The organism is Pseudohalioglobus lutimaris (assembly GCF_002866825.1).
In the GTDB taxonomy this organism is placed as follows: domain Bacteria; phylum Pseudomonadota; class Gammaproteobacteria; order Pseudomonadales; family Halieaceae; genus Halioglobus; species Halioglobus lutimaris.
Genome location: NZ_PKUS01000002.1, coordinates 260,077 through 281,570, shown reverse-complemented (window position 1 = coordinate 281,570; position 21,494 = coordinate 260,077). Strand labels below are relative to the sequence as shown.

The window sequence follows — 21,494 nt, the reverse complement described above, 5'->3', positions numbered from 1 at the left end:
GCAGAGATTATGAGTGATAACCAGGCAGACCCCGAGATTCACGACGAAAACAAGCTGATCGCCGAGCGGCGCGCCAAGCTGGACGCCATCCGCGAACAGCGCAACGCCTATCCCAATGACTTCCGTCGTACCGCCGAGGCGGGCCACCTGCAGCAGGAGTACGGGGGATCAACCAAGGAGGAGCTCGCGAGCGCTGACAAGCACTATGCTGTTGCCGGACGCCTTATCCGCAACCGTGGCGCTTTCTTGCTGATCCAGGATGGGTCTGACCAGATCCAGCTCTATGTGGATCGCAAGGGACTGGACGCAGATACTCTGGCCCGGATCAAGTCCTGGGACCTTGGTGACATCGTCGGGGCCCGCGGGTCCATTCAAAAGTCAGGCAAGGGCGATCTCTACATCAATATGGAAGAAGCGCGCCTGTTAACCAAGGCGCTGCGTCCGCTGCCCGACAAGTATCACGGCCTGGCCGATCAGGAAATGCGCTATCGGCAACGCTATGTGGACCTCATTGTTAATGAGCAGTCCCGCAAGGTCTTTCGTACCCGGTCGAAGATCATCGCGTTTATTCGCAATTATATGATGGACAGGGGGTTTATGGAGGTGGAGACCCCGATGATGCAGGTGATACCTGGCGGCGCCACCGCGCGTCCCTTTGTAACCCATCATAATGCCCTCGATCAGGATATGTACCTGCGCGTTGCGCCCGAGCTCTATCTCAAGCGACTCACCGTGGGCGGTTTCGAACGCGTGTTCGAGATCAATCGCAGCTTTCGTAACGAGGGCCTTTCCACCCGGCACAACCCCGAGTTCACCATGCTCGAGTATTACTGGGCCTATGCGGCCTTTGAAGATGCAATGGACCTCACCGAGGACATGTTGCGCAAGCTGGCCCTGGACGTGCTGGGCACCACCACTGTGACTTACCAGGGTAACAGCTATGACTTCTCCAGGCCGTTTGCCAGGCTTTCAGTATTCGATTCTATCCTGCATTACAATGCCGGGATGCGTGCCGAGCAACTGGCTGATGAAGCCGGGGCCCGTGAGATTGCGCGCGGCCTGGGTATTGCGCTGAAGGACAGCTGGGGATTGGGCAAGGTGCAGATTGAAATATTCGAAAAGACGGTAGAGCACTTGCTGGACCAGCCCACGTTTATCACCCGCTACCCGACCGAGGTGTCGCCTCTTTCGCGCCGCAATGACGACGACCCGTTCGTTACTGACCGCTTTGAATTTTTCGTCGGCGGGCGAGAGCTGGCCAATGGTTTCTCCGAGCTTAACGACCCCGAGGACCAGGCTGAGCGCTTCCTGGCCCAGGTAGCCGAGAAGGACGCCGGCGACGATGAGGCCATGCATTTTGACGCGGACTACATTCGCGCGCTGGAGTACGGCCTGCCGCCTACCGTGGGCGAAGGTATTGGTATAGACCGCCTGGTGATGTTCCTCACCGACTCCCCTTCCATTCGCGACGTGCTGTTGTTTCCGCACATGCGTCCGGAATAGCCGGGTGAGGGTGCTCAGTAGTGGTTTATTAGGCTACACTCTGGTTTTGTTTGTTCTGAGGAAGGTCGCTTGCTTCACCGTTCCCTGTCGAGATTAGGCCTTGGCGTTGTTTTGGTGCTGGTGCAAGCTTGTGCCCGGACGCCTGTCGAGCAGGCCCCGGCCCCCGCCCCTGAAGCGGCGCCTGAAATCACACTGAACCTGCCCTCGCAACAGCCGGAGTGCAAGTGTCCAGAACAGTCGGCTTCTAGCGACTATACCTTCCTGGAGCGAGGCTACGGCTTGCTCGCGGTGAATGAGTACGATGAGGCCGTGGAGTATTTCCGGCGCTATCTCCGGCTGGAGTCATCCGCTGAGGCTGACTGGGAAGCGGAGGTGGCGATCACCTTTGTGATGACGCTGCCGGACAGTCCCATCTTTGACCCTAAGGAGGCGCGCAAGCGTTTCCGTGACCTCAACGATATCGACTGGCAATCCATGCAACTGCACGAACAGACCCTGCTGCTGCGTCATTCGCTGGAGAGCTTCCTGATTATGTCGCGCAGGGTAAAAGAGTTGCGTGAAACCAACGAGGCCCTGCAACAGGACCTGGAGAAACGTGAAGAGGCAATCAAGCGGCTTCGAGAGTTAACTCTGGGTCAGACGGGATCAGCACCGTAAACGTTGAGCCGGCCCCCGGGTCACTGTCTACCCGGATGCTACCGCCCATCAACTCACAGTAATCACGGCAAATCGCCAGTCCCAAGCCGGTACCCCCGTAGTTGGCACTGGTGGAGGGTTGGGCCTGCACAAAAGCCTCGAACACCAGCTCCTGCTGCTCGGGGGTCATGCCAATGCCGGTGTCCGTTATCGCTATTTCGACCCATCCCGGGTGTGCCGCCGGCTCTCGGGCCAATACACTGATTTGTCCGTGCTCGGTGAACTTGCAGGCATTGCTCAGCAGGTTGGTAAAAATCTGCCGAAACTTGGTGGCATCGTTATACATCGTCGGCAGTGCTGAAAAATCCGTTTTGTGTAGTTGGTTGTCGCGCTCGCGCAACTGTGGGCCAATCGCGTCGCAGGCCTGCTCCAGCAGCTCACCCGGCTGGAATGTTTCGCAGTTGAGCATCATTTTGCCGGTTTCAATCTTGGACAGGTCGAGAATGTCGTTGATCAACATGAGCAGTTGCCGGCCGGAACGGATGATTTTTTCCAGGTCCTTCTGAAATTGTGGACGGTCCAGCTCGAGCTGGTCGGACAACTCGTCATGCAGCATCTCGGAGTAGCCGATGATGGCGTTGAGCGGTGTGCGCAACTCGTGGGATACGTTGGCCAGGAAGATACTCTTGGCCGCATTCGCCTCGTCAGCAGAATCCCGTGCTTTGCTAACGTCATACATGGCGTTACGCAGCTTTTCCGACATTTTATTGAAGGCGTCGGCGAGGTCTCCCAGTTCACCGGTGTCGTCGATATTGTCGATGCGAAAGTTCAGGTCGCCACTGCCTATGCGCTCGGTGCCACGCTTGAGATGCTTCAGTGAACGGTTGGTATAGCGCACGAGGAAGAAGCCCAGGGTCGCCGTCAGGAAAATAGATGCAATGAAACCGATTACCGTAATGCGATCGGTGAGGGCGATGGTGCGATCGATGATATTGGCGCGCTGCACGGCGATAAAGGCCTGGCGTTGTTCGAGCTCCTTCAGGTGCTCACTGGCCTTCAGGTAAGGTACCGGGTCATCCACATCGGAGCGGTACTCTGGTGTATTGTAGCCCTCGTAAAACGCCTTCCACTGATCGAGTAGTCCATCGCTGCTTTCCTGCAACCGGTCAAAATGCAGGCGGGTGACATCGTGGCTGACCTTGCCGAGTTCGCGTATGCGCAGGCGTATGGATTCTATCTGCTCCAGCGCCTGCCTGAGTTCCCCCTCTTCCAGGGGTTCCTCGGTGTTGTCCCGGATGGTGTCAAGCACCAGGATGGTCTGGCGCTTGTCAATGAGCAACTGTTCCACCTGTGTGGAAAGCTGGGCGGCGGTAACAGAATTGCGGTAGGCCTCCATACTCTCGTTTCGCGCAAAGCTGCCCCAGAAATGGGTGCCCACGTTGATCGAAAACAGGATCAGGATGGTAATCAGTGACAGGGTCAGTCGACGGCGCAGGCTCATAAGCTTGTTGCTTCCCTCAACGGGGTTCCATCATTTTCTCGATCTTGATCAACAGGCCCGGGAAGTCTACAGGCTTGGTCGCATAGTCGTCGCAGCCGGCTTCCAACGCGGTGAGACGGTCGGCGTCCGAGGCGTGTGCGGTGAGCGCGATAATGGGAATCTGGCTGATACTGGCGTCCTCTCTGGCGTGGCGGCAGGCGGTCCAGCCATCCATCACCGGCAGGTTCATATCCATCAGCACCACCGCAGGCTGTTCACTGCGCATCAGGTCCAGTGCCTGCTGTCCGTCTCCCGCAGCGATGACTTCCAGCCCTGCGCGGTTGAGGCGCCGTATCAGCATATCCCGATTGAGCTCGTTGTCCTCGACTAGCAGAATGGTACCCGTCATGACTGTTCTCCAAGCAAAGGGTACACCTGCAGCAACTCGTCGATACCCTTTACATTCAACTCGCGGGACTGGCCCACGCGATACTCACGCTGCAGGGACTCCAGCGTGCTGCCGGCGATCAGAATCTCACCGCCTGCAGTGACATCTTCAATACGCGAGGTCACATTCATGGGATGCCCCACGAAACCGTATTTGCTGCGACGCTCCGAGCCAATGTTGCCTGCAATCACGTCGCCCGTATTCAAGGCAATGCCTGTGCTGATCTCCGGCAGGCCGTCCTCGCGGTTGCGTTGGTTGATTTCTTCCATGGCCTGCTGCATGGCCAGGGCGCACCGCACCGCCCTGTCTGCATCGTCGTCGCGGTGCTGCGGGGCACCGAAGACGGCGAGTATGGCGTCACCGATAAACTCGTCGATAGTGCCCTGGTGGGCCATGATGATGTCGGTCATCGCGCCGAGGTAGCGGTTGATAAGGGTTACCACCTGGGCCGGCGCCAGCCGTTCGCTGATCGTGGTGAAGCCTCGTATATCTGCCATCATGATGGTTACGCGCCTGAGGTCACCGCCCAGCTCCAGCCCTTCTGGTCGCTCGAGAATATCGGTGACAATTTCATCAGAGAGGTAGCGGCCGAAGGTCGCGCGGATAAACTTCTCGTTGCGCTCCAGTTGCTGTCGGTAGAGCTCCTCGCGGTCGTGCCAGCGCTTGCGCTCGATGCCGGCCTTGATGCGGGCCTGTAACAGAACGGGATTGAAGGGCTTGAACAGGTAATCGTCAGCGCCGGCCTCAATGCACTCGATGATGCCGTCCATATCCTGCCGGCCGGAGATTACGATGACGGGAGTTGCTCGCCACTCGGGGTGTTCCTTGATCCTGCGCAGCACTTCATGACCGTCCATGCCGGGCATCATCAGGTCCAGCAAAACAACGTCGACATCCGCCTGGTCCAGGGTCAGCAGGGCTTCTTCTCCGCTGGCGGCGGTCACCACGATGTGCCCGGACCGTGACAGATAGCGGGCGGCCAATTCCCGGTTCTCCTGCAGGTCGTCCACTGCGAGAATAAAACCTGGCTCCGAGTGGATGATGCGCCTGGAGCTGGCCCTGGCAGGTGTGCTGTCGGAATCGCTGTTGGCGGAGTCCACCGCCTTGAGCAGCCGGGCCAGTGCAGCGTCTATATCAGCGTGCTCCGCCGAGAGGTCCTCGCGCAGTATTTCACTGTAGCCGCGAACGGCGGAAAGTACGTTCATCAGGTCATGGCGACTGCTGTCCGCATCCCGCAGCATCTCGTCCATGCGAGAGGAGCCGTCAAACAGGCGAGCAAAATCCGCCTGGGCGTCCTCGTCGAACTGGTCACTCGCGTGGTTGTAGAGTTCGCGCAGCTCAGCCATGTTGCGTAACAACAGGTCGCTCCAGGGGGCAGTACTTTTACTGGGGCCGGAAGTCACGACGCGGCGGAGTCCTTTTGTAGTGAAGGGTGCCAGTATAACGAGGTAGGTGTGGTTGTGGTAATCGGGTATTCCTTCGTTACATAGAAAGACTAGTGGCGATTTTTGCTGTCTGATGGTGCGTTTTTAGGAAACTTTAGGTTACTATTGTCCGCATAGCTTCCGGGGCTAAAGCCAGGCAAGGGATCAGGTGCTTTAATGTTGCAGCAAGTAGAAATTTTTCAGGGTCTGTCTCAGGAAGAGCTGGATGCGTTGTCAGCGAGCAGCTCAAGCCGTTCGTTTCCAAAGAATACGGTCGTGATACATGAAAACGACCCGGCAGACTCCCTGTTCATCATCGAAAGTGGCAAGGTCAAGGTTTACTGTTCTGACAAGAACGGCAAGGAGTTCATCATGAACACCCAGGGTGCCGGCGATTATTTCGGCGAGCTTGCCCTGCTCGACGACTCCACGCGCTCAGCCTCAGTGCGTACCGTGGAAAAGTCCAGTTTTTGCATCATTTTCAAGGATGACTTCAACCGCGTTCTCGATGAGCACCCCAACATTGGCCGCAAGCTGGTGAGGAATCTCGCCCAGCGGGTGCGCAAGCTCACCGCAGACGTGAAGAGCCTGGCCCTGCAGGATGTGTATGGTCGCGTCGCCAATGTGCTCATGGATCTGTCTGAAGAGCGCGGTGACGGGACGCTTTACATTCCCGAGAAGCTCACCCAGCAGGACATCGCCGACAGGGTGGGGGCCTCGCGTGAGATGGTGGCGCGCATTCTCAAGGACCTGACCATCGGCGAGTACATTCGCTTCGAAGGTCGTCATATCATCATCAATACCCGGTTGCCGGCGAAGTACTAGCGTACGATCGCGCAACCCGCCAAACCCCGAACTGGTGACAGGTCGGGGTTTTTTGTGTCGAGGATGATGTGCCGGCTGGCGTTCAGCGGGGCAATGGCTGCCCTGTGTCGTCCAGCACCTGCTCGACCGTCACCCGCAGTCTGCCTTTTGCCAATCGGGTTGTCAGTTGGTCACCCGGGTTGACGTGGGATGCGTCGCTGACCACGCCGCCAGCGCTATCTGTGACAATCGCGTAACCCCTCGCCAGTGTATTGAGCGGACTCAATGAGCCCAGCATCTGCGCGAGGTGGGCCAGCCGCTGTTTTTGTGTGTTCAGGCGTGACTGTATGCCTGCGTTTAGTCGTTGTTCCAGCGAGTGCAGGTCTTGCCGCTGTTGACGCAGTCGGGGTAATGGGGAGCCTGCTTGCAGGCGTGATTCCAGCAGCGCCAGCTCACTCTTTCGATGCGCCAGCAGGTTGAGCTGGGCGCGGATCAGTCGCTGTTCCAGGTCGTCCAGGCGTTGTGACTGTTCGCGCAGCAGTGCGCCGGGGTGTTTAAGGCGCGCGCGCAGGTGATCCAGCCGGGTACGCGCGTCCGCCAGTTTGCGGCGCATCAGTCGGGTCAGGTCTAACTCCAGCTTGTTCAGCTGTTGCTGTTGCTCGCGCTGGTCCGGGCTGAGCATCTCCGCTGCGGCTGAGGGCGTGGGTGCGCGCTGGTCCGCCACCAGGTCGGCGATGCTGAAATCCACTTCATGCCCCACTGCGGCCACTACGGGCAGTTCGCTGGCGGCGATGGCGCGGGCGACGATCTCCTCGTTGAAGGCCCAGAGATCCTCCAGAGAGCCGCCTCCACGGCCGACGATCAGCGCGTCCAGGTCAATGCGGCCATCACGCTGCAGTCGATTGGCCGTGTCGATAGCGGCGGCAATCTGCGCTGCTGCGCCCTCACCCTGTACCGCAACCGGGAAGATCGTGACCTCGATAGCCGGACAGCGCCGTTTGAGTACGGTGAGGATGTCGTGAATAGCGGCGCCGGTGGGAGAGGTCACCACGCCGAGGTGGGAGATACTGTCGGGCAGTGGCTTCTTGCGCGCCGCGTCGAACAGTCCCTCCGCCAACAACTTTGCCTTCAGCTGATCGAAGGCGGCTTGCAGGGCCCCGGCACCGGCCTGCTCCATGTGCTCAACGATCAGCTGAAACTCGCCGCGGCCCTCGTAGAGCGAGACGCGGCAGCGCAAGCGGATATGATCCCCGTTCTGGGGAGTAAAGCGCACCCTCTGGTTGCGGCCGCGAAACATGGCGCAGCGTACCTGGGCATTGCCATCCTTGAGCGAAAAGTACCAATGGCCGGAGGAGGGCGCGGCGAAGTTGCTGACCTCTCCCTCTACCCAGACGAAATCGAAGTGGGTCTCCAGCAGGCTGCGGGCCTGGCGATTCAGCTGACTGACGGTCAGCGCGACAGGCTGTGCATCGTTGTTGAATGGGTTTGACAACTTGAACTTCTATTTACTGAGGGCGGGCCGGAAAGTTATAATTGCACGTTTATCTGAAACCCGCCAGCCGGAGATACCTCAATGCTGCGTATTGCCCAGGAAGCCCTGACCTTCGACGATGTTTTGCTACTGCCCGGGTACTCCGAAGTCGTGGCGACGGATGTCAGCCTGAAGACTCGGCTCACTCGCGAGATCGAGTTGAATATCCCGCTGGTGTCCGCCGCTATGGACACGGTAACCGAGGCCCGACTGGCCATTGCCATGGCCCAGGAGGGCGGCATCGGCATCATCCACAAAAGCATGTCCCTATCCGAGCAGGCCGAGCAGGTGCGCAAGGTTAAAAAGTTCGAAAGCGGTGTGGTAAAGGACCCTATCACGATCCAGCAGACTGCGACCATCGCCCAGTTGTTGGAGCTCACCGCCTTTCATGGGATCTCCGGTGTACCTGTGCTGGATGGCGAGGATCTGGTGGGCATTGTTACTCGCCGCGACCTGCGCTTTGAATCTGATCACACCAAACTGGTCTCTGACATCATGACTCCGCGGGGCCAATTGGTTACGGTCAGGGAAGGGGCCAGTGCCAAAGAGGTGCAGGGCCTGCTGCATCAACACCGGATCGAGAAGATTCTGGTGGTCAACGACGCCTTTGACCTGAAGGGTATGATCACCGTCAAGGACTTTGACAAGGCGGAAAGCTTCCCCAGCGCCTGCAAGGATTCCTATGGCCAGCTCCGCGTAGGCGCCTCGGTGGGGACCAGTCCTGACACCGATGACAGGGTGGAGGCGTTGATCAATGCCGGCGTGGACGTGCTGGTGGTGGACACGGCTCACGGTCATTCCCGCAACGTGATTGAGCGCGTGCGCATGATCAAGGCGGCCTATCCTTCCATGCAGGTGATAGGCGGCAATATTGCTACCGGTGAGGCAGCCGTGGCCCTCGCCGATGCCGGCGCCGATGCGGTGAAAGTCGGTATTGGTCCCGGATCAATTTGTACCACGCGTATTGTCACCGGCATAGGTGTACCGCAGATCACCGCGATCGCCAACGTAGCCAACGCATTGGCTTCGCGCGGTATCCCGCTGATTGCCGATGGCGGCATTCGGTTCTCAGGGGACATTTCCAAGGCCTTTGTCGCCGGTGCCCACGCAGTCATGATGGGCAGCATGTTCGCCGGCACCGAGGAAGCACCCGGTGAAGTGGAGTTGTACCAGGGGCGGACCTACAAGGCCTATCGCGGCATGGGTTCGCTAGGCGCAATGTCCAAAACCCAGGGCTCGTCTGACCGCTACTTCCAGGATGCAAGTAAAGGCTCGGAGAAACTGGTGCCGGAGGGCATTGAAGGGCGCGTACCCTACAAGGGCCCAGTGACAGCTATCGTTCACCAGCTGATGGGCGGCGTGCGCGCAGCGATGGGTTATACCGGCAGCGCCGATATGGATACCATGCGTACCCAACCGGAATTTGTCCGCGTGACCGCTGCAGGGATGTCGGAAAGCCATGTGCACGATGTGTCTATTACCAAGGAAGCGCCGAATTACCCGGTGCGTTAACGATTCACCAGGTCCGCCACTGGGCACCGCGCCGTGTGCGTAATTGAGCCGTCATAGGTGGTCCCAGATACCATCAGCCCCCGCCCGTGCGGGGGTGACGCGTTCTGGGTCCGCGAATACCGGCCCGGATAACCAACAGTAAGCAGGAACAGCCATGAGCGCAGATATCCACGCCCAGAAAATTCTCATTCTGGATTTCGGATCCCAATACACGCAGTTAATTGCCCGGCGCGTCCGCGAGGTCGGTGTTTACAGTGAAATTCGCGCTTTTGACATGACCGCCCAGGAGATACGCGAGTACAACCCGCGCGGCATTATTCTCTCTGGCGGGCCCGAGTCGGTGGCGGCAGAGGCTTCTCCCCGGGCGCCGGAACTGGTCTTCGAGCTGGGCGTGCCGGTGCTGGGTATCTGTTACGGCATGCAGACTATGGCCGAGCAATTTGGCGGTAAGGTGCAGTGTTCCAACGTCAGCGAGTTCGGCTATGCGCAGATTCGCCAGGTGGGTAACGGTGGGCTGTTGCACGATATACGCGACCACATCGATGACCATGGCAGTGCGTTGCTGGATGTCTGGATGAGCCACGGCGATAAGGTAGTGGAGCTGCCGGACAATTTCGAACTCATCGCCGAGACCGAAAGCTGCCCCATCGCCGGCATGGCCCATAAGGAGAAGCCGTTCTTTGGAATTCAGTTCCACCCGGAAGTGACCCATACCCTGCAGGGCAAACGGATTTTTGAACACTTCGTGCTGGAGGAATGTGCTTGCGAGGCCCTGTGGACGCCGGCCAACATCGTTGAGGATGCTATCGAACGGGTGCAGGCTACTGTAGGTACGGACAAGGTACTGCTGGGGCTTTCCGGGGGTGTGGACTCTTCGGTGGTGGCGGCCCTGTTGCACCGGGCCATTGGGGATCAACTCACTTGCGTATTTGTTGACAATGGTCTGCTGCGCTTGCACGAGGGTGAGCATGTCATGGACATGTTCGCCCAGAATATGGGCGTTAAAGTCATACGGGCTGACGCGGAAGAACTGTTTCTGGGCAAGCTCAAGGGCGTGTCCGACCCGGAGCTGAAGCGCAAGGTGATTGGCAACACGTTCATTGACGTGTTTGACGAGGAGGCCACCAAACTGACCGGGGTGAAGTGGCTGGCCCAGGGTACCATCTACCCGGACGTGATTGAATCTGCCGGCGCCAAGACCGGCAAGGCCCATGTGATCAAGTCGCACCATAACGTGGGCGGGCTGCCCGATGACATGAGCTTTGAACTGGTAGAGCCACTGCGGGAACTGTTCAAGGACGAGGTACGCAAGATAGGCCTGGAACTGGGTCTGCCATATGACATGGTCTACCGCCACCCCTTCCCCGGTCCCGGCCTGGGTGTGCGCATTCTCGGTGAAGTGAAGAAAGAGTATGCTGAGTTGTTGCGCGAAGCGGACGCCATCTTTATCGAAGAGCTGCGCAGGGAGGGCTGGTATGAAAAAACCAGCCAGGCGTTCGCCGTATTCCTGCCGGTCAAGTCGGTAGGCGTGGTGGGCGACGGCCGTCGCTACGAGTATGTAATCGCCCTGCGTGCGGTGGAAACCGTGGACTTCATGACGGCCCGTTGGGCGCACCTTCCCTACGAGTTACTGGAGTGCGTCTCCAACCGCATTATCAACGAGATATCTGGCGTGTCCCGGGTGACTTACGACGTCAGCTCCAAACCGCCCGCTACCATCGAGTGGGAGTGACCGGAACTGTTGGAGCATCCGGTCGGGTCGGGAGCGTCTCGTGGGCCATATGCCGTTTCGCTCTATTTCACTTCGACGGTGACCCTGGAAATATGTCCAGTAAATTTCGATCGCGCTTCCGCGCCTATCGCTTCAACGACAGGTGTCGCCAGATCAATCCCAACGTCTGCGGTTTCATCAGCTGAGAATATCATCGGTTGGGTGCGATCGATTCTACCCTCAGCCACCTGCCTGTCATTTACGAACAGTCTGCCGGTGCCGCCTTTGCCCATGCCTCCGCCGTCATAGTCGAACTCAAAGCGCAGGGATGATCGGCCCGGTTTGAGCTTCTTAGTGGCCGAGATGGAGTAGCTTTGCAGACCGAGAAAATTGTAGTCGTACGCCGGTACACCATCCTTGACATACAACGCCCAGCCGCCAAAACGTCCTCCCTGTACAATGATTGCGCCATTACCACCTTCAGCGGGAACATCAACCTCTGCTGTGATGGTTTTTGATTGATTCTTGATGTTCAGGAAAACGTTCTCGGACATTCCCGTCATTCCGTCCCCAAGGGTCAATGAGGTGCGCCCACCCATTAAATCAGGGCGTCCAACCAGGGCGGCATTCACACGCTCAAACACACGGTCGTCAATAGGTAGAGCCTGGTTTGCCTCGGCCTCCTGCATGAAAAGTGCCTGCAATTCAGCAAGCTTTTCGGGGTTCGCCTGTGAAAGGTCATTGACCAGACTGAAGTCGCTCCTTGTATCGAAGAGTTCCCATATATCCTCTGTCAGGCCACGGCGGGGCGTCTGCTCCCACGGTGCCCGGTGGATGGTGCGCGCAAACCAGCCATCCTGATAGATGCCGCGGTTGCCAAACATTTCAAAGTACTGGGTGGTGTGGCGGTCTTTAGCGTTGGCGTCATCAAAACTATAGGCCATGCTAACGCCATCCATCGGGCGTTGCTGGACACCGTTCACTTCTGTGGGCTCGGGAAGACCGGCGGCTTCAAGTATGGTCGGAGCCACATCAATAACATGGTGAAACTGCGTTCTTAACTCTCCGTTTACACTGATTCCTCTGGGCCAGGATACCGCCATTCCAACCTTGGTACCGCCATGATCGGATGCCACCTGCTTGGTCCACTTGTAGGGCGTATCAAAAGCCACAGCCCAGCCTGCCGCCATATGGGGATAGGTTTCCGGGCCACCCCATTTATCCAACAGCTTGAGCATGTCGGGCACTCTCTCCTGGACACCGTTGAAGTACGTCATCTCGCTGAACATACCATTTCGGCCACCTTCAGCACTGGTGCCGTTATCGCCATAAACCAGAATTACCAGGGTGTTATCGAGTTGCCCGGTTTCGTCTATGGCATCAATTACCCTGCCGATTTCATGGTCTGTCATCTCGACAAACGCGGCAAAAACTTCGGCCTGGCGGGAGAACAGCTTTTTCTCGTCCGCACTCAGGCTGTCCCAGTCGGGGATTGCAGCAGGCTTGGGCGCGAGCGGCGTTCCCCTGGGCACAATGCCCTGTTTGATCTGGCGTGCGAGAATTTGCTCCCGCAGCACGTCCCACCCATGGTCAAACTTTCCCTTCCAGCGAGCGATCCAGTCTTGCGGCACATGGTGCGGCGCATGGGTAGCGCCGGGCGCGTAGTAAACGAAAAAAGGCTTATCAGGGGTAAGTGCTTTTTGATACTTCACCCAGGACACAGTCTGATTAGTCATATCCGTCAAAAAGTGATAATCAGGGTCTTCGGGTAATTCAACCTGGTGTGTACCGTCGTAAATGAAAGGCGCCCATTGATTGGTTTCACCTCCGAGAAATCCGTAAAACTTGTCGAAACCCTGGCGCGTAGGCCAGCGATCCATGGGGCCTGAAATGCTGGCCTCCCAGGCGGCGAGTTCATGCCACTTACCGAAAGCTGCTGTGCTGTAGCCGTTCAGGCGCAACATTTCCGCAACGGGCGTGACGTCTGCGGGTATCTGGCCGGTGTTCCCCGGGAACTGTGTCCCGGTTTCGATGATCGCGCCCATATTATTGACGTGGTGATTGCGACCGCTCTTTAGTGCCGCACGTGTTGGTGAGCAAACAGCCGTGGTGTGAAAATTATTGTAATAAACACCCTGGCTCGCGATGCGCTCAAAGCTTGGGGTGGTCACAGCACCCCCAAATGTGCTCGTACCGGCAAAACCGAGGTCATCAATCAGCACAAGGAGTACATTGGGCGCATCGGCCGGGGCATTTACTTCGAAACGCGGTGGTGGCGTCACGTTGCGCACATCGAGCTCTTTAATGTCCGGCCGCGCGGGCTCACGAATCGGCAGAACAGTGCGATCAATGCCCTGAGGTTGGGATTGCACCTGCGCCGACACGAAACAGGAGGCGACCAGTAGGCCCAGCAACAGCTTGTTCATCTTCATCTGCATAAGAACGCTCCAAGAAAAAATACGCCTGATTAGTCATAGTTAATCTTTATCAGCTTACGACGTATCGCCCGCCAATACTTTGCAATTCCGGCATGAATTTGCGAGTCTGTGCACTTCCGGATGCCGGGCCGCTACCCCGAGCGCGGCCACGCAAGGCTTCCGATCAGCAAGTTTCACACACGCTTGCATCGAGTACAGGCGCCGAACCCGTTTACTACAGCAGCCACGCATTCATGACATCTGACGATAATAATGATCGACTCGACGGTGTTCGCTCTCAGCTGGTCAGTGCGGCTGGCGAAATACGGTTAGGCCCCATGACTCACCTGCCGCTACTGTTACGGGAGCTGGGTGTGCCATCCGACCAGGTATTCTTCCGGGCTGGCATAGCCCCGGAATTGTTTGCTCGGCCCGATAACCGGATCGAGTATCATCGCTTGTGTGAACTGCTGCACATCAGTGAAAAACTGAGCCATCGTGACGATATCGGCGTGCTTACTGGCGCACGATTTAATCTTGAGGACTTCGGGCAGCTGGGTGAATTGATGCGACATTCGCCCACCGTGGGTAAGGCTCTGCGTCGCCTGAACATGCACCTGCACTTTTATGATCGAGCTGCGTTTCCTGTGATGTTTAAAACAGGGCCTGCTGGTATGTTCCTGGGCTATTCACCGCAGCGGCTGGACCTGGCCGGCAGTGCCCAGGCGCAAAATGCCGCTATTGCGATTGCGGCAAGAATCATGCGTGAGCTCTGCGGACCGGCCTGGCGCGCTTCGTCAGTTCAGTTTTCCCATAGTCGGCCACACTGCCTTCCCAGCTTCCGTAAGGTTTTTGCCACGAATCTCAAGTTCGATGCTGGAATATCCGGGCTGCACTTTGCCGCCTCATGGCTGGATCAGTCCATTCCCGGAGCTGATACTGTAATGTTTCATCGCCTGGATGAGGCCGAGCGGCGTAATCAGGCGGAAGCTCCCATGAGTATGACAGAGCAGGTACAGGGTGTACTGCAGCAACTTATTCCAGAAGGGGTTACCGCCAGTTCCAGCGTGGCCAGGCACTTTGGCCTGGCCGAGCGTACATTGCGTCAGCGGCTGCATCGGGAGGGGACAACCATGCATGAACTGCTTCGAGCAACACGATTCGAGCTTGCCCGACACCTGCTTCACGATACGGCGCTCTCGATGACGCAGATTTCGGGTGCTCTCTGCTATGCCGATGCCGCAGTATTCTCCCGGGCTTTTCGCAGCTGGTCAGGACTCAGTCCAAGGCAATGGCGAGCCCAGAGAGTGTCGGGGGTGAGCCCGGGCAGTTGAGTCGGGTCTTTCATGGTTTCCGGCGCGGGCGACGTGTGCCTGGCACCGAGCGGGCAGGCATGCCCCGGCTGCTGATAGAGCATACCCTTCGGGCAGGTAATGATCGAAAAACAGCTGTGCACGACGGCGTCACAGGTGTGCTGTAGGTTTTAGGTGCCAAAGTCAGCCCCCGGTTTAAAATTGCTACCCCTAACATGTCAGAAGTCATGGTTTTGAGGCCATGCAATTGGAGATAATAGAGGGATATCACCCACTTACCAAAATTGAGGTATTACATGAGCAGCACCAAATATCTGGTTGTTTTCGACCCCACACAGGAGTCGCAACCCGCCCTTGCCCGGATGGTGGACATCGCTGAAAACACAGAAGTGGAGCTGCAGGTTTTTTGCTGCATTCATGAAGAACTCCCCCGCAGTGACGGCCGGGACGCTGAAATTCAGCAGCGCATTGCCGCACAGGAAGAGGTAGTGAATGCTGCAGTTGCTTCATTGCGGGAGAAGGGCTTACCGGTAGCCGTGGAGGTGGAGTGGGACAGCAATTGGTACCAGGCCGTGGTACGCGCTTCCGTACGCCATGCGGTGGACGGCGTGGTGAAGTCATCCCGCCGGCACTCCAGCGCACAACGGCGTCTCAAGAGAACCTCTGATTGGACGCTTATTCGCGAGTGTAATTGCCCTGTGTTGCTGGTCAAAGGCGACGGCAGCAATCGGGCACAGACAGTTTTGGCCGCGCTGGATACGCGCGGCGATCAGGAGGCGTATCGCACCCTCAACCAGAAAATTCTCGATATGTGCCGCGAGTTTTTCGAGCAGACTGATACCGAAGTGCACTACGTCAGCGCCCATAAGGACCTTCCAAGTCGACCCGATCGGGGATCTCTGGTACGCGCCTGCGGTGTGCCGGGTGAGCGAGTGCACATCGTGATGGATGAAGCACACGATGCCATTATCAAAACGGCCAAAGAATTACAGGCGGGTCTGGTGGTCATGGGTACCTCTGCGCGCTCCGGCCTGTCGGCGATGCTGAACAGCAACACCGCCGAAAAAGTACTGGACCAACTGGAGTGTGACTTGTTGGTAATGCCTTGATCCCGGTTACTATGCAACAGGGTGGGCGGGTTGTATCCGCGCTCTGCGCGCCTGACAATTGTCCGGCATAAACGCGCTATACAGAGCGCCTGAAACGCGCCTTTATCCTGCGCGACTCCTCAGGTTGGTAGTTTTTCGACAATGGCGGTCAGTGCGTTGCGCTGGACTTTATCCAGCGCATTGCGTGGCAGAGCATCCAGTACCTGAATACGCTCTGGAAGCTTGAATTTGGCCAACCCCCTGGCAAGCAGCCATTCCTGAAGAGCGCCGAGCTCCGGTGTCGGGGTCGCATCAGCCATCACCAGGCATGCGCATACCCGTTCACCCAGTCGCTCATCCGGGTAGGCACAAACCGCGGCTTCAGCCACACCGGGAAAGTTCTCAATCATCAGGTCGATCTCAGTCGGCGAGATCTTCATGCCCCCGCGATTGATAATGTCTTTGCAGCGCCCGACGATTCGGTAGTAGGGATAAGCCGGTGCTTCGCCGCAGATCTCAACCAGGTCGCCGCTGCGAAAGAATTCACTATCGCTGAATACACCTTCATTGTTGCCGCCATAGTATCCGTCGAATACTGTGGGCCCCGCTATTAGCAACTCGCCAGCGATGCCGGGTTCGGTGACCACCTCGCCGGTTTCCGGGTTTGCCACCCGGGTGATCACCCCCGGGCGCATGCCTTCCCAGGGCAACCCGGGGACACCCAGGCGGGGAAACATGGTGGCGCGAATCTCTGGGCTGGGCGCCGTGGCGGGTGTTGAGTGCAGGCTGATGCCCTCGTTCGAACCATAGAAGTTGATGACCTGCAGGCCATAGTCCTGCTCGAACCTTTCCACCATCCAGGGCGCCAACGGCGCAGCGCCGGAGCCTATGGCCCGCAGTGAACTCAGGTCCAGGCTTTGCCATAGTTCGGGCGATTTCGCCAATTGGTTGAGTACAGCGGGGGGGGCCACAGAAAAGTTAATGTGTTCATCCTGCAGTTGTTGAAGATAGAGTTCCGCGTCAAAAGGATGGTGTAGTACTAGTGAGCAGCCGCGTAGCGCCGAAGAAAACAGAAAGCCACCCAGCGCGGCCATATTTACCATGGGAAAAGGCATCAATAGCCTGTCGCCAGTCTGGTAGTCGCCTGCCCATGCGGTACCTTGCGCTGTGGCCAGCCACATATTGTGCGACCTGGGCACCCCCTTGGGGGTGCCGGTCGTGCCCGAAGTCCAGCAGATAGTGACGATGTGGTTTGCAGTCACCGGATGTTGACGTTGGAAGTCGAGTACACGGGAGTGTTCAGCCGGCCCCGCAGACACCAGCTCAGCCAGGGTCGGAATTTCTTTTTCCCAGCAAAGGATTTTTATCTCAGGCAGTGCGCTCTTTGCTTCCCTGGCCAGCATTGTGCTCTTGAACCGTTCGCAGGTGATAAGCGCCTGGGCATTGATCTCCGCGGCTACATGACGCAGTTCGTGAGCGCCGTACTGTACAGGTATGGGTGACAGCACAATGCCCAGTTTGCTTGCGGCGTAGTAGCACACCACCAGTTCGGCGATGTTAGGCAACTGTACAATAACCCGATCGTCAGCCCCCAGCCCGGCCTCAAGCAGAGCGGTAGCAAGCGCATCGCTGGCCTGGTCTAGCTCACGAAAGTTTAGTCGGGCATTGTTTCCTGGCGTTAGCTCTTTGCGGTTGGGCTGATCGGCGACAGCCAGCATGTCGGGGCGCTCCGCAACATGATGCGTGAGCAACTGGTGCAGCGTATCCTCGCCCCACACCCCCGCACGGGTGAGTTTATCGATTCTCTCCGGGTTGGAAGTGATCATCTGTTCCTCCTGGGCAAAATGTTGCAGCGGGTGACAGTATAGTCCTCTTCTTTATCTAGACTCAAACACCGGAATTATGTGGCTATACGCGGTGCCCTGGCTCCTTCTGTTTCTCTGCTTAACGGGCCCGGTCGTATCGCTATATACTGCAGGCTACTTTCCGGGCTCAGGCGCGACCCAATGCAGGCCGATCCATATCCATCCAGTATCCCGCAAGCTATCATCCCGCTGTCCCTCAGTCGTTCACTTGATGTGATTGGGGACCCCTGGACTCTGAATATACTGCGTAAACTGTTTCAAGGGGTGCGCCGCTTCCAGGACTTCCAAAATAGCCTGGGTATACCCAAGCAGACCTTGATGCTGCGCCTGCAAAAACTGGCAGAAAATGCCATCGTGTACAAAAAGCCAGTAAAGCATGAGCGGATTGTCTATGAGTATCACCTCACGCCTAAAGGAAGAGATCTCTATAGTTTTATCCTGATGATATGGCGCTGGCACCGTCGTTGGCATCTGAATGAGTCAGTACTACCAGCAAAGCTCTATCATCGCAGTTGCGGCAAGAGCATGAGCCCGGTAATACGCTGCGCCGCTTGCGATGAAGCAGTTGAGTCTGGTGATGTTGCCTTTGAATGTGTCCTGGACGTGCCCGGAGGAATAGAAAAGCCAGCGCGTAAGCCACGCATATTCAATGAGCTGGAAGCGCTGGGAGATGATTACCTGGCGGCCGCTGTAGTCGGTGACGGGTGGAGTATTCTGGTACTCAATGCGGTATTGCGCGGTATTGAGAACTACGACGCCTTACAGAAGGCGCTATCGATTTCCACCAGTGTGCTGACAGTCCGTATCAAGTCTCTGTTGAGCCTGCAGTTGCTTGAGCAACATGAAAATGCCCTGGACAGGCGCATGTCACTGTACAGGGCGACCGACAAAGCACGGGATATTTTTCCGATTATCATCACGCTCATTCAGTGGGGGGATCGCTGGCTCGCCGGATTTGATGGGCCGCCGGATCTGATGAGGCACGTCCCCTGTGGGGAGTTATTGTCCCCGATACTGTGTTGCGATGCCTGCGGAGAGCGCCTGCATGCCGATAGCGTCTCTCCTGTACCTTTCCCCGCAAGCGCTTGAGCGGAGAAACCATGAATCTCGCCTTTATGGTCTAGATAAAAAAGAGATATACTCTTGCTACTGACGCATGCGGATTATCCGGCGCCTGTTTCGACAGTAGCTCCTGCCGGATCCCGGTAATAGCCTTGGAGAATAATAAATGACTTCCGATACCAGGTCTGACCGTAAAGAACATGAACATGAGTGGCCCAAACCGGCGTATGCCTGGTATATGACCTTCCTGTTGATGGTCTTGTACATGTTTTCCTTTCTTGATCGCACCATCATTGTGCTTCTCATAGAACCCATCAAGCGCGACTTGCAGCTGACCGACACCCACGTGAGCCTGCTCTATGGCCTCGCTTTTGCGATTTTCTACACGATCATGGGTATTCCCATTGCGCGGCTGGCAGATAGCAAAAACCGGCGCTCTATTGTTGCTGTCGGTGTGCTGGTGTGGAGTGCGATGACTGCTGCATGTGGACTGGCAAAGGACTTCGGTCAGCTTTTTCTGGCCAGAATTGGCGTGGGAGTTGGTGAGGCGGCACTATCTCCCGCTGCCTACTCGCTGATTTCCGATTCCTTCCCGGAGGAAAAGCGTGCGCGAGCAATGAGTGTGTACACCATGGGGCTTTACCTGGGTGTGGGCATGGCGCTGCTGTTGGGTGGCGCGGTTATTGAGTGGGTTGCGACTATGGACACTGTTTCGCTGCCGGTGTTGGGCGAGATGTACAGTTGGCAGCTCACGTTTGTTATCGTTGGCGCGCCTGGACTGGTGTTTTTTGTACTGGTTATGGCACTTCGTGAGCCCGCTCGACAGGGGATTGCGCTAGGCGCTCGTGTGCAGGTGATTCCGCTCGGTGAGGCGATGGGTTGGTTTCTGCAGCGAAAGCGCTTTTACCTCAGTTTTTACCTGGCGATGACGTTCATTACCCTGTATTCCTATTCGCTTACCGCATGGACCCCCTCGTTTTTTATCCGCACACACGACTGGACTACACTTCAGGTGAGTCAGAATTACGGCATGGTCATGCTGATCTTCGGTCCCGCGGGGATTCTCGCCGGGGGATGGCTGGCCAGCCGGCAGTTCCGGCGTGGTGATGAGTTGGCCAACGCACGCATGGCAACATACGCTTTCCTGGGGTTGTTGATACCCGCAGCCACCATGACGCTGGTTGATAGCGCCTGGGTGTCCCTGGGGCTGGTGGCAGTGATCAAGTTCCTCAGCGGTCTGCCCCTGGGGGTCGCCATGGCCGCGGTGCATGAGGTGACGCCAAACCGGCTGCGCGCCCAGGCAGCCGCTATCTATCTGTTTTTGCTGAATATTTTGGGCCTGGGTACTGGTCCGACTATTGTTGCCCTGCTGACTGACTATGCCTTTGGCGACCCGGCAGCACTGCGCTATTCACTGGCTATTGTCGGTGTGGGGGCATGTTTGGCGGGACTGCTGCTGTCAGTCTATGCCACCGGCCAGCTGCGTATCCTTAAACAGGAGCTGGCCAGGGCCTGAGGGCTTGCGGCGGCTCCCGCGGTTACTTCTCCCTGAGGCCAGCGTGTGCGTCTACCCATTCCTCGGCGCATACAGATCCCCAGAACGAAATCTCGTTAGCCAGGGACGTCACTGCACACAGTTCGGCCAGTTCGTTGACCTTGCCCGCACCGTGGCAGCCCATTAGCTCCAGGCATTCCCGCTGTGTGGGAAGGCCTGTTCCACCACCAACGGTGCCCACGTTTACATTGGGAAGGTGTACTTGCCAGCGCAGCATGCCCTTGTCTGTATCCAGATCGAAAGAGTTCTGGGCATAGGACGATTCACAAAGCGTAGCGGGGTCCTGCCCCGTGGCAATATAGATGGCCGGGAGAACGTTATTGTGGCTGTGGTGTGAATTATGATTGCCCGCCAGCATTGCAAAGTCAGTGTACGAGCGATGCAGCCTGGGAATGTCCTCGATACGTGCCCGGGTTATGCGATGCATGACCTCAGCCGGTATGTCGACGCTGACGACAACATTCTTGCCCCTGCCCAACAAGGCATTAATGTTGCTGCCCACTTTCTCGCCGCTCATGCCGCCCGCCATCAGGTGCCGTTTGATCTCCGGGTGACGTTCTATTATGGTTTTGATCGCCTTGGCGGTAGCGATGCTGACCATGTTCTGCCCTGACGCGTCCCCGGAGTTCATGGTTACGCGCATGCACACCAGGCTTCCCAGTTGCCAGCAACTGATGTCCATTACCTTGCCATGTGAAGTGGTGGACTCCATGATGGGCACCAGCCACGACCAGTCTTCGGTGAGAGCGTGCGTGAAATCGGCAGCGTCATCGATATTGTGGAACTCGAAAACCGGCGCACGCTGGATTCCACCGTTGCTGATCACCCGGGCGCGAACGCCACCACTTTCATTGATGACCTTCATGCCACGGGATGTAGACGCCACCAGTGTGCCTTCAGTGGTCGCCATGGGTATGAAGAAATCGCCCTTTGCCGCATCGCCATGCACAGTAACCGGTCCTGCAATGCCCACTGGAACACGTGCAGTACCCGCAAAGTTTTCAATATTGCCGGCTGAAGGCTGTTGGTAGATATCGCTTTCCCGCTGTAAAACACTGCTGCCGTCAGCAAGTGGGGCGGGGTATGTTGTTGTTTGCCTGGAGTCTGTCATCAGCTTGTTCCTTTAAGAGGTTTACATGCTCAGT

16 protein-coding genes are annotated in these 21,494 nt (G+C 57.4%); 9 read left to right on the top strand and 7 right to left on the bottom strand.

The genetic code is table 11. The features are described from left to right. Positions 1-9 precede the first annotated feature (9 nt). Positions 10-1,503 (top strand): lysine--tRNA ligase, encoded by a 1,494-nt coding sequence (lysS, locus tag C0039_RS03505; RefSeq protein ID WP_076000500.1) that lies wholly within the window; start codon positions 10-12, stop codon positions 1,501-1,503. A 69-nt stretch (positions 1,504-1,572) separates the two neighbouring features. Next, positions 1,573-2,160 (top strand): hypothetical protein, encoded by a 588-nt coding sequence (locus C0039_RS03500; RefSeq protein ID WP_084179645.1) that lies wholly within the window; start codon positions 1,573-1,575, stop codon positions 2,158-2,160. On the opposite strand, the gene C0039_RS03495 is transcribed toward C0039_RS03500, so the two are convergent. Genes C0039_RS03495 through C0039_RS03485 form a run of 3 tightly spaced genes read right to left on the bottom strand, consistent with a single transcriptional unit; the run spans position 2,111 to position 5,470 of the window. After that, the gene (locus tag C0039_RS03495; RefSeq protein ID WP_076000501.1) at positions 2,111-3,640 is read right to left on the bottom strand and encodes a sensor histidine kinase; all 1,530 of its coding nucleotides are present in this window, start codon (positions 3,638-3,640) and stop codon (positions 2,111-2,113) included. The two genes, C0039_RS03500 and C0039_RS03495, sit on opposite strands and share 50 nt — an antisense overlap. A 16-nt stretch (positions 3,641-3,656) precedes the next feature. Continuing rightward, entirely contained in the window at positions 3,657-4,028 is a 372-nt protein-coding gene (locus C0039_RS03490) for a response regulator (RefSeq protein WP_076000502.1), read from the bottom strand. Continuing rightward, the gene (locus tag C0039_RS03485; protein ID WP_084179647.1) at positions 4,025-5,470 is read right to left on the bottom strand and encodes an adenylate/guanylate cyclase domain-containing protein; all 1,446 of its coding nucleotides are present in this window, start codon (positions 5,468-5,470) and stop codon (positions 4,025-4,027) included. Before C0039_RS03485 ends, C0039_RS03490 begins: the two co-directional genes overlap by 4 nt. Before the next feature lie 198 nt (positions 5,471-5,668). On the opposite strand from C0039_RS03485, the gene C0039_RS03480 reads away from it, so the two are divergent. After that, positions 5,669-6,316 (top strand): Crp/Fnr family transcriptional regulator, encoded by a 648-nt coding sequence (locus C0039_RS03480; protein WP_076000503.1) that lies wholly within the window; start codon positions 5,669-5,671, stop codon positions 6,314-6,316. Positions 6,317-6,398: 82 nt separating this feature from the next. On the opposite strand, the gene xseA is transcribed toward C0039_RS03480, so the two are convergent. Continuing rightward, positions 6,399-7,787, bottom strand: a complete 1,389-nt coding sequence (gene xseA / locus C0039_RS03475; protein ID WP_101517254.1) for an exodeoxyribonuclease VII large subunit — start codon at positions 7,785-7,787, stop codon at positions 6,399-6,401. Positions 7,788-7,868: 81 nt separating this feature from the next. On the opposite strand from xseA, the gene guaB reads away from it, so the two are divergent. Then, positions 7,869-9,338 carry an IMP dehydrogenase gene (gene guaB, locus C0039_RS03470; protein ID WP_076000505.1) on the top strand — a complete coding sequence of 490 codons (1,470 nt, stop codon included), beginning with the start codon at positions 7,869-7,871 and terminating at the stop codon, positions 9,336-9,338. 154 nt (positions 9,339-9,492) lie between these two features. Next, on the top strand, positions 9,493-11,070 hold the full coding sequence (gene guaA / locus C0039_RS03465) for a glutamine-hydrolyzing GMP synthase (RefSeq protein WP_076000506.1): 1,578 nt from the start codon (positions 9,493-9,495) through the stop codon (positions 11,068-11,070). Between the two features lie 62 nt (positions 11,071-11,132). Here the strand turns inward: guaA and C0039_RS03460 are convergent, their stop codons facing one another. After that, positions 11,133-13,487 carry an arylsulfatase gene (locus C0039_RS03460; protein ID WP_243391544.1) on the bottom strand — a complete coding sequence of 785 codons (2,355 nt, stop codon included), beginning with the start codon at positions 13,485-13,487 and terminating at the stop codon, positions 11,133-11,135. Positions 13,488-13,720: 233 nt separating this feature from the next. On the opposite strand from C0039_RS03460, the gene C0039_RS03455 reads away from it, so the two are divergent. Then, positions 13,721-14,800 (top strand): AraC family transcriptional regulator, encoded by a 1,080-nt coding sequence (locus C0039_RS03455; protein ID WP_165787029.1) that lies wholly within the window; start codon positions 13,721-13,723, stop codon positions 14,798-14,800. A 275-nt stretch (positions 14,801-15,075) separates the two neighbouring features. Beyond that, positions 15,076-15,888: a universal stress protein gene (locus tag C0039_RS03450; RefSeq protein WP_101517252.1), complete on the top strand. Its 813-nt coding sequence runs from the start codon at positions 15,076-15,078 to the stop codon at positions 15,886-15,888. 119 nt (positions 15,889-16,007) lie between these two features. Here the strand turns inward: C0039_RS03450 and C0039_RS03445 are convergent, their stop codons facing one another. After that, positions 16,008-17,693 (bottom strand): class I adenylate-forming enzyme family protein, encoded by a 1,686-nt coding sequence (locus C0039_RS03445; RefSeq protein ID WP_101517251.1) that lies wholly within the window; start codon positions 17,691-17,693, stop codon positions 16,008-16,010. A 180-nt stretch (positions 17,694-17,873) separates the two neighbouring features. Here C0039_RS03445 and C0039_RS03440 point away from each other — a divergent pair, with 180 nt between their 5' ends. Beyond that, the gene (locus C0039_RS03440) at positions 17,874-18,821 is read left to right on the top strand and encodes a winged helix-turn-helix transcriptional regulator (protein WP_101517250.1); all 948 of its coding nucleotides are present in this window, start codon (positions 17,874-17,876) and stop codon (positions 18,819-18,821) included. Positions 18,822-18,960: 139 nt separating this feature from the next. After that, a complete protein-coding gene (locus tag C0039_RS03435; protein WP_101517249.1) occupies positions 18,961-20,310 on the top strand; it encodes a spinster family MFS transporter in 1,350 nt (449 codons plus the stop codon). A gap of 22 nt (positions 20,311-20,332) precedes the next feature. On the opposite strand, the gene C0039_RS03430 is transcribed toward C0039_RS03435, so the two are convergent. Beyond that, the gene (locus C0039_RS03430; RefSeq protein ID WP_101517248.1) at positions 20,333-21,460 is read right to left on the bottom strand and encodes a hydroxymethylglutaryl-CoA reductase; all 1,128 of its coding nucleotides are present in this window, start codon (positions 21,458-21,460) and stop codon (positions 20,333-20,335) included. Positions 21,461-21,494 lie beyond the last annotated feature (34 nt).

What these genes read in the sequence shown, in the direction of transcription:
- lysS (WP_076000500.1), top strand. Translation starts at nt 10, where the DNA reads ATGAGTGATAACCAGGCAGACCCCGAGATTCACGACGAAAACAAGCTG.
- C0039_RS03495 (WP_076000501.1), bottom strand. Translation starts at nt 3,640, where the DNA reads ATGAGCCTGCGCCGTCGACTGACCCTGTCACTGATTACCATCCTGATC.
- C0039_RS03490 (WP_076000502.1), bottom strand. Translation starts at nt 4,028, where the DNA reads ATGACGGGTACCATTCTGCTAGTCGAGGACAACGAGCTCAATCGGGAT.
- C0039_RS03480 (WP_076000503.1), top strand. Translation starts at nt 5,669, where the DNA reads ATGTTGCAGCAAGTAGAAATTTTTCAGGGTCTGTCTCAGGAAGAGCTG.
- guaB (WP_076000505.1), top strand. Translation starts at nt 7,869, where the DNA reads ATGCTGCGTATTGCCCAGGAAGCCCTGACCTTCGACGATGTTTTGCTA.
- guaA (WP_076000506.1), top strand. Translation starts at nt 9,493, where the DNA reads ATGAGCGCAGATATCCACGCCCAGAAAATTCTCATTCTGGATTTCGGA.
- C0039_RS03460 (WP_243391544.1), bottom strand. Translation starts at nt 13,487, where the DNA reads ATGCAGATGAAGATGAACAAGCTGTTGCTGGGCCTACTGGTCGCCTCC.
- C0039_RS03455 (WP_165787029.1), top strand. Translation starts at nt 13,721, where the DNA reads ATGACATCTGACGATAATAATGATCGACTCGACGGTGTTCGCTCTCAG.
- C0039_RS03450 (WP_101517252.1), top strand. Translation starts at nt 15,076, where the DNA reads ATGAGCAGCACCAAATATCTGGTTGTTTTCGACCCCACACAGGAGTCG.
- C0039_RS03445 (WP_101517251.1), bottom strand. Translation starts at nt 17,693, where the DNA reads ATGATCACTTCCAACCCGGAGAGAATCGATAAACTCACCCGTGCGGGG.
- C0039_RS03440 (WP_101517250.1), top strand. Translation starts at nt 17,874, where the DNA reads ATGCAGGCCGATCCATATCCATCCAGTATCCCGCAAGCTATCATCCCG.
- C0039_RS03435 (WP_101517249.1), top strand. Translation starts at nt 18,961, where the DNA reads ATGACTTCCGATACCAGGTCTGACCGTAAAGAACATGAACATGAGTGG.
- C0039_RS03430 (WP_101517248.1), bottom strand. Translation starts at nt 21,460, where the DNA reads ATGACAGACTCCAGGCAAACAACAACATACCCCGCCCCACTTGCTGAC.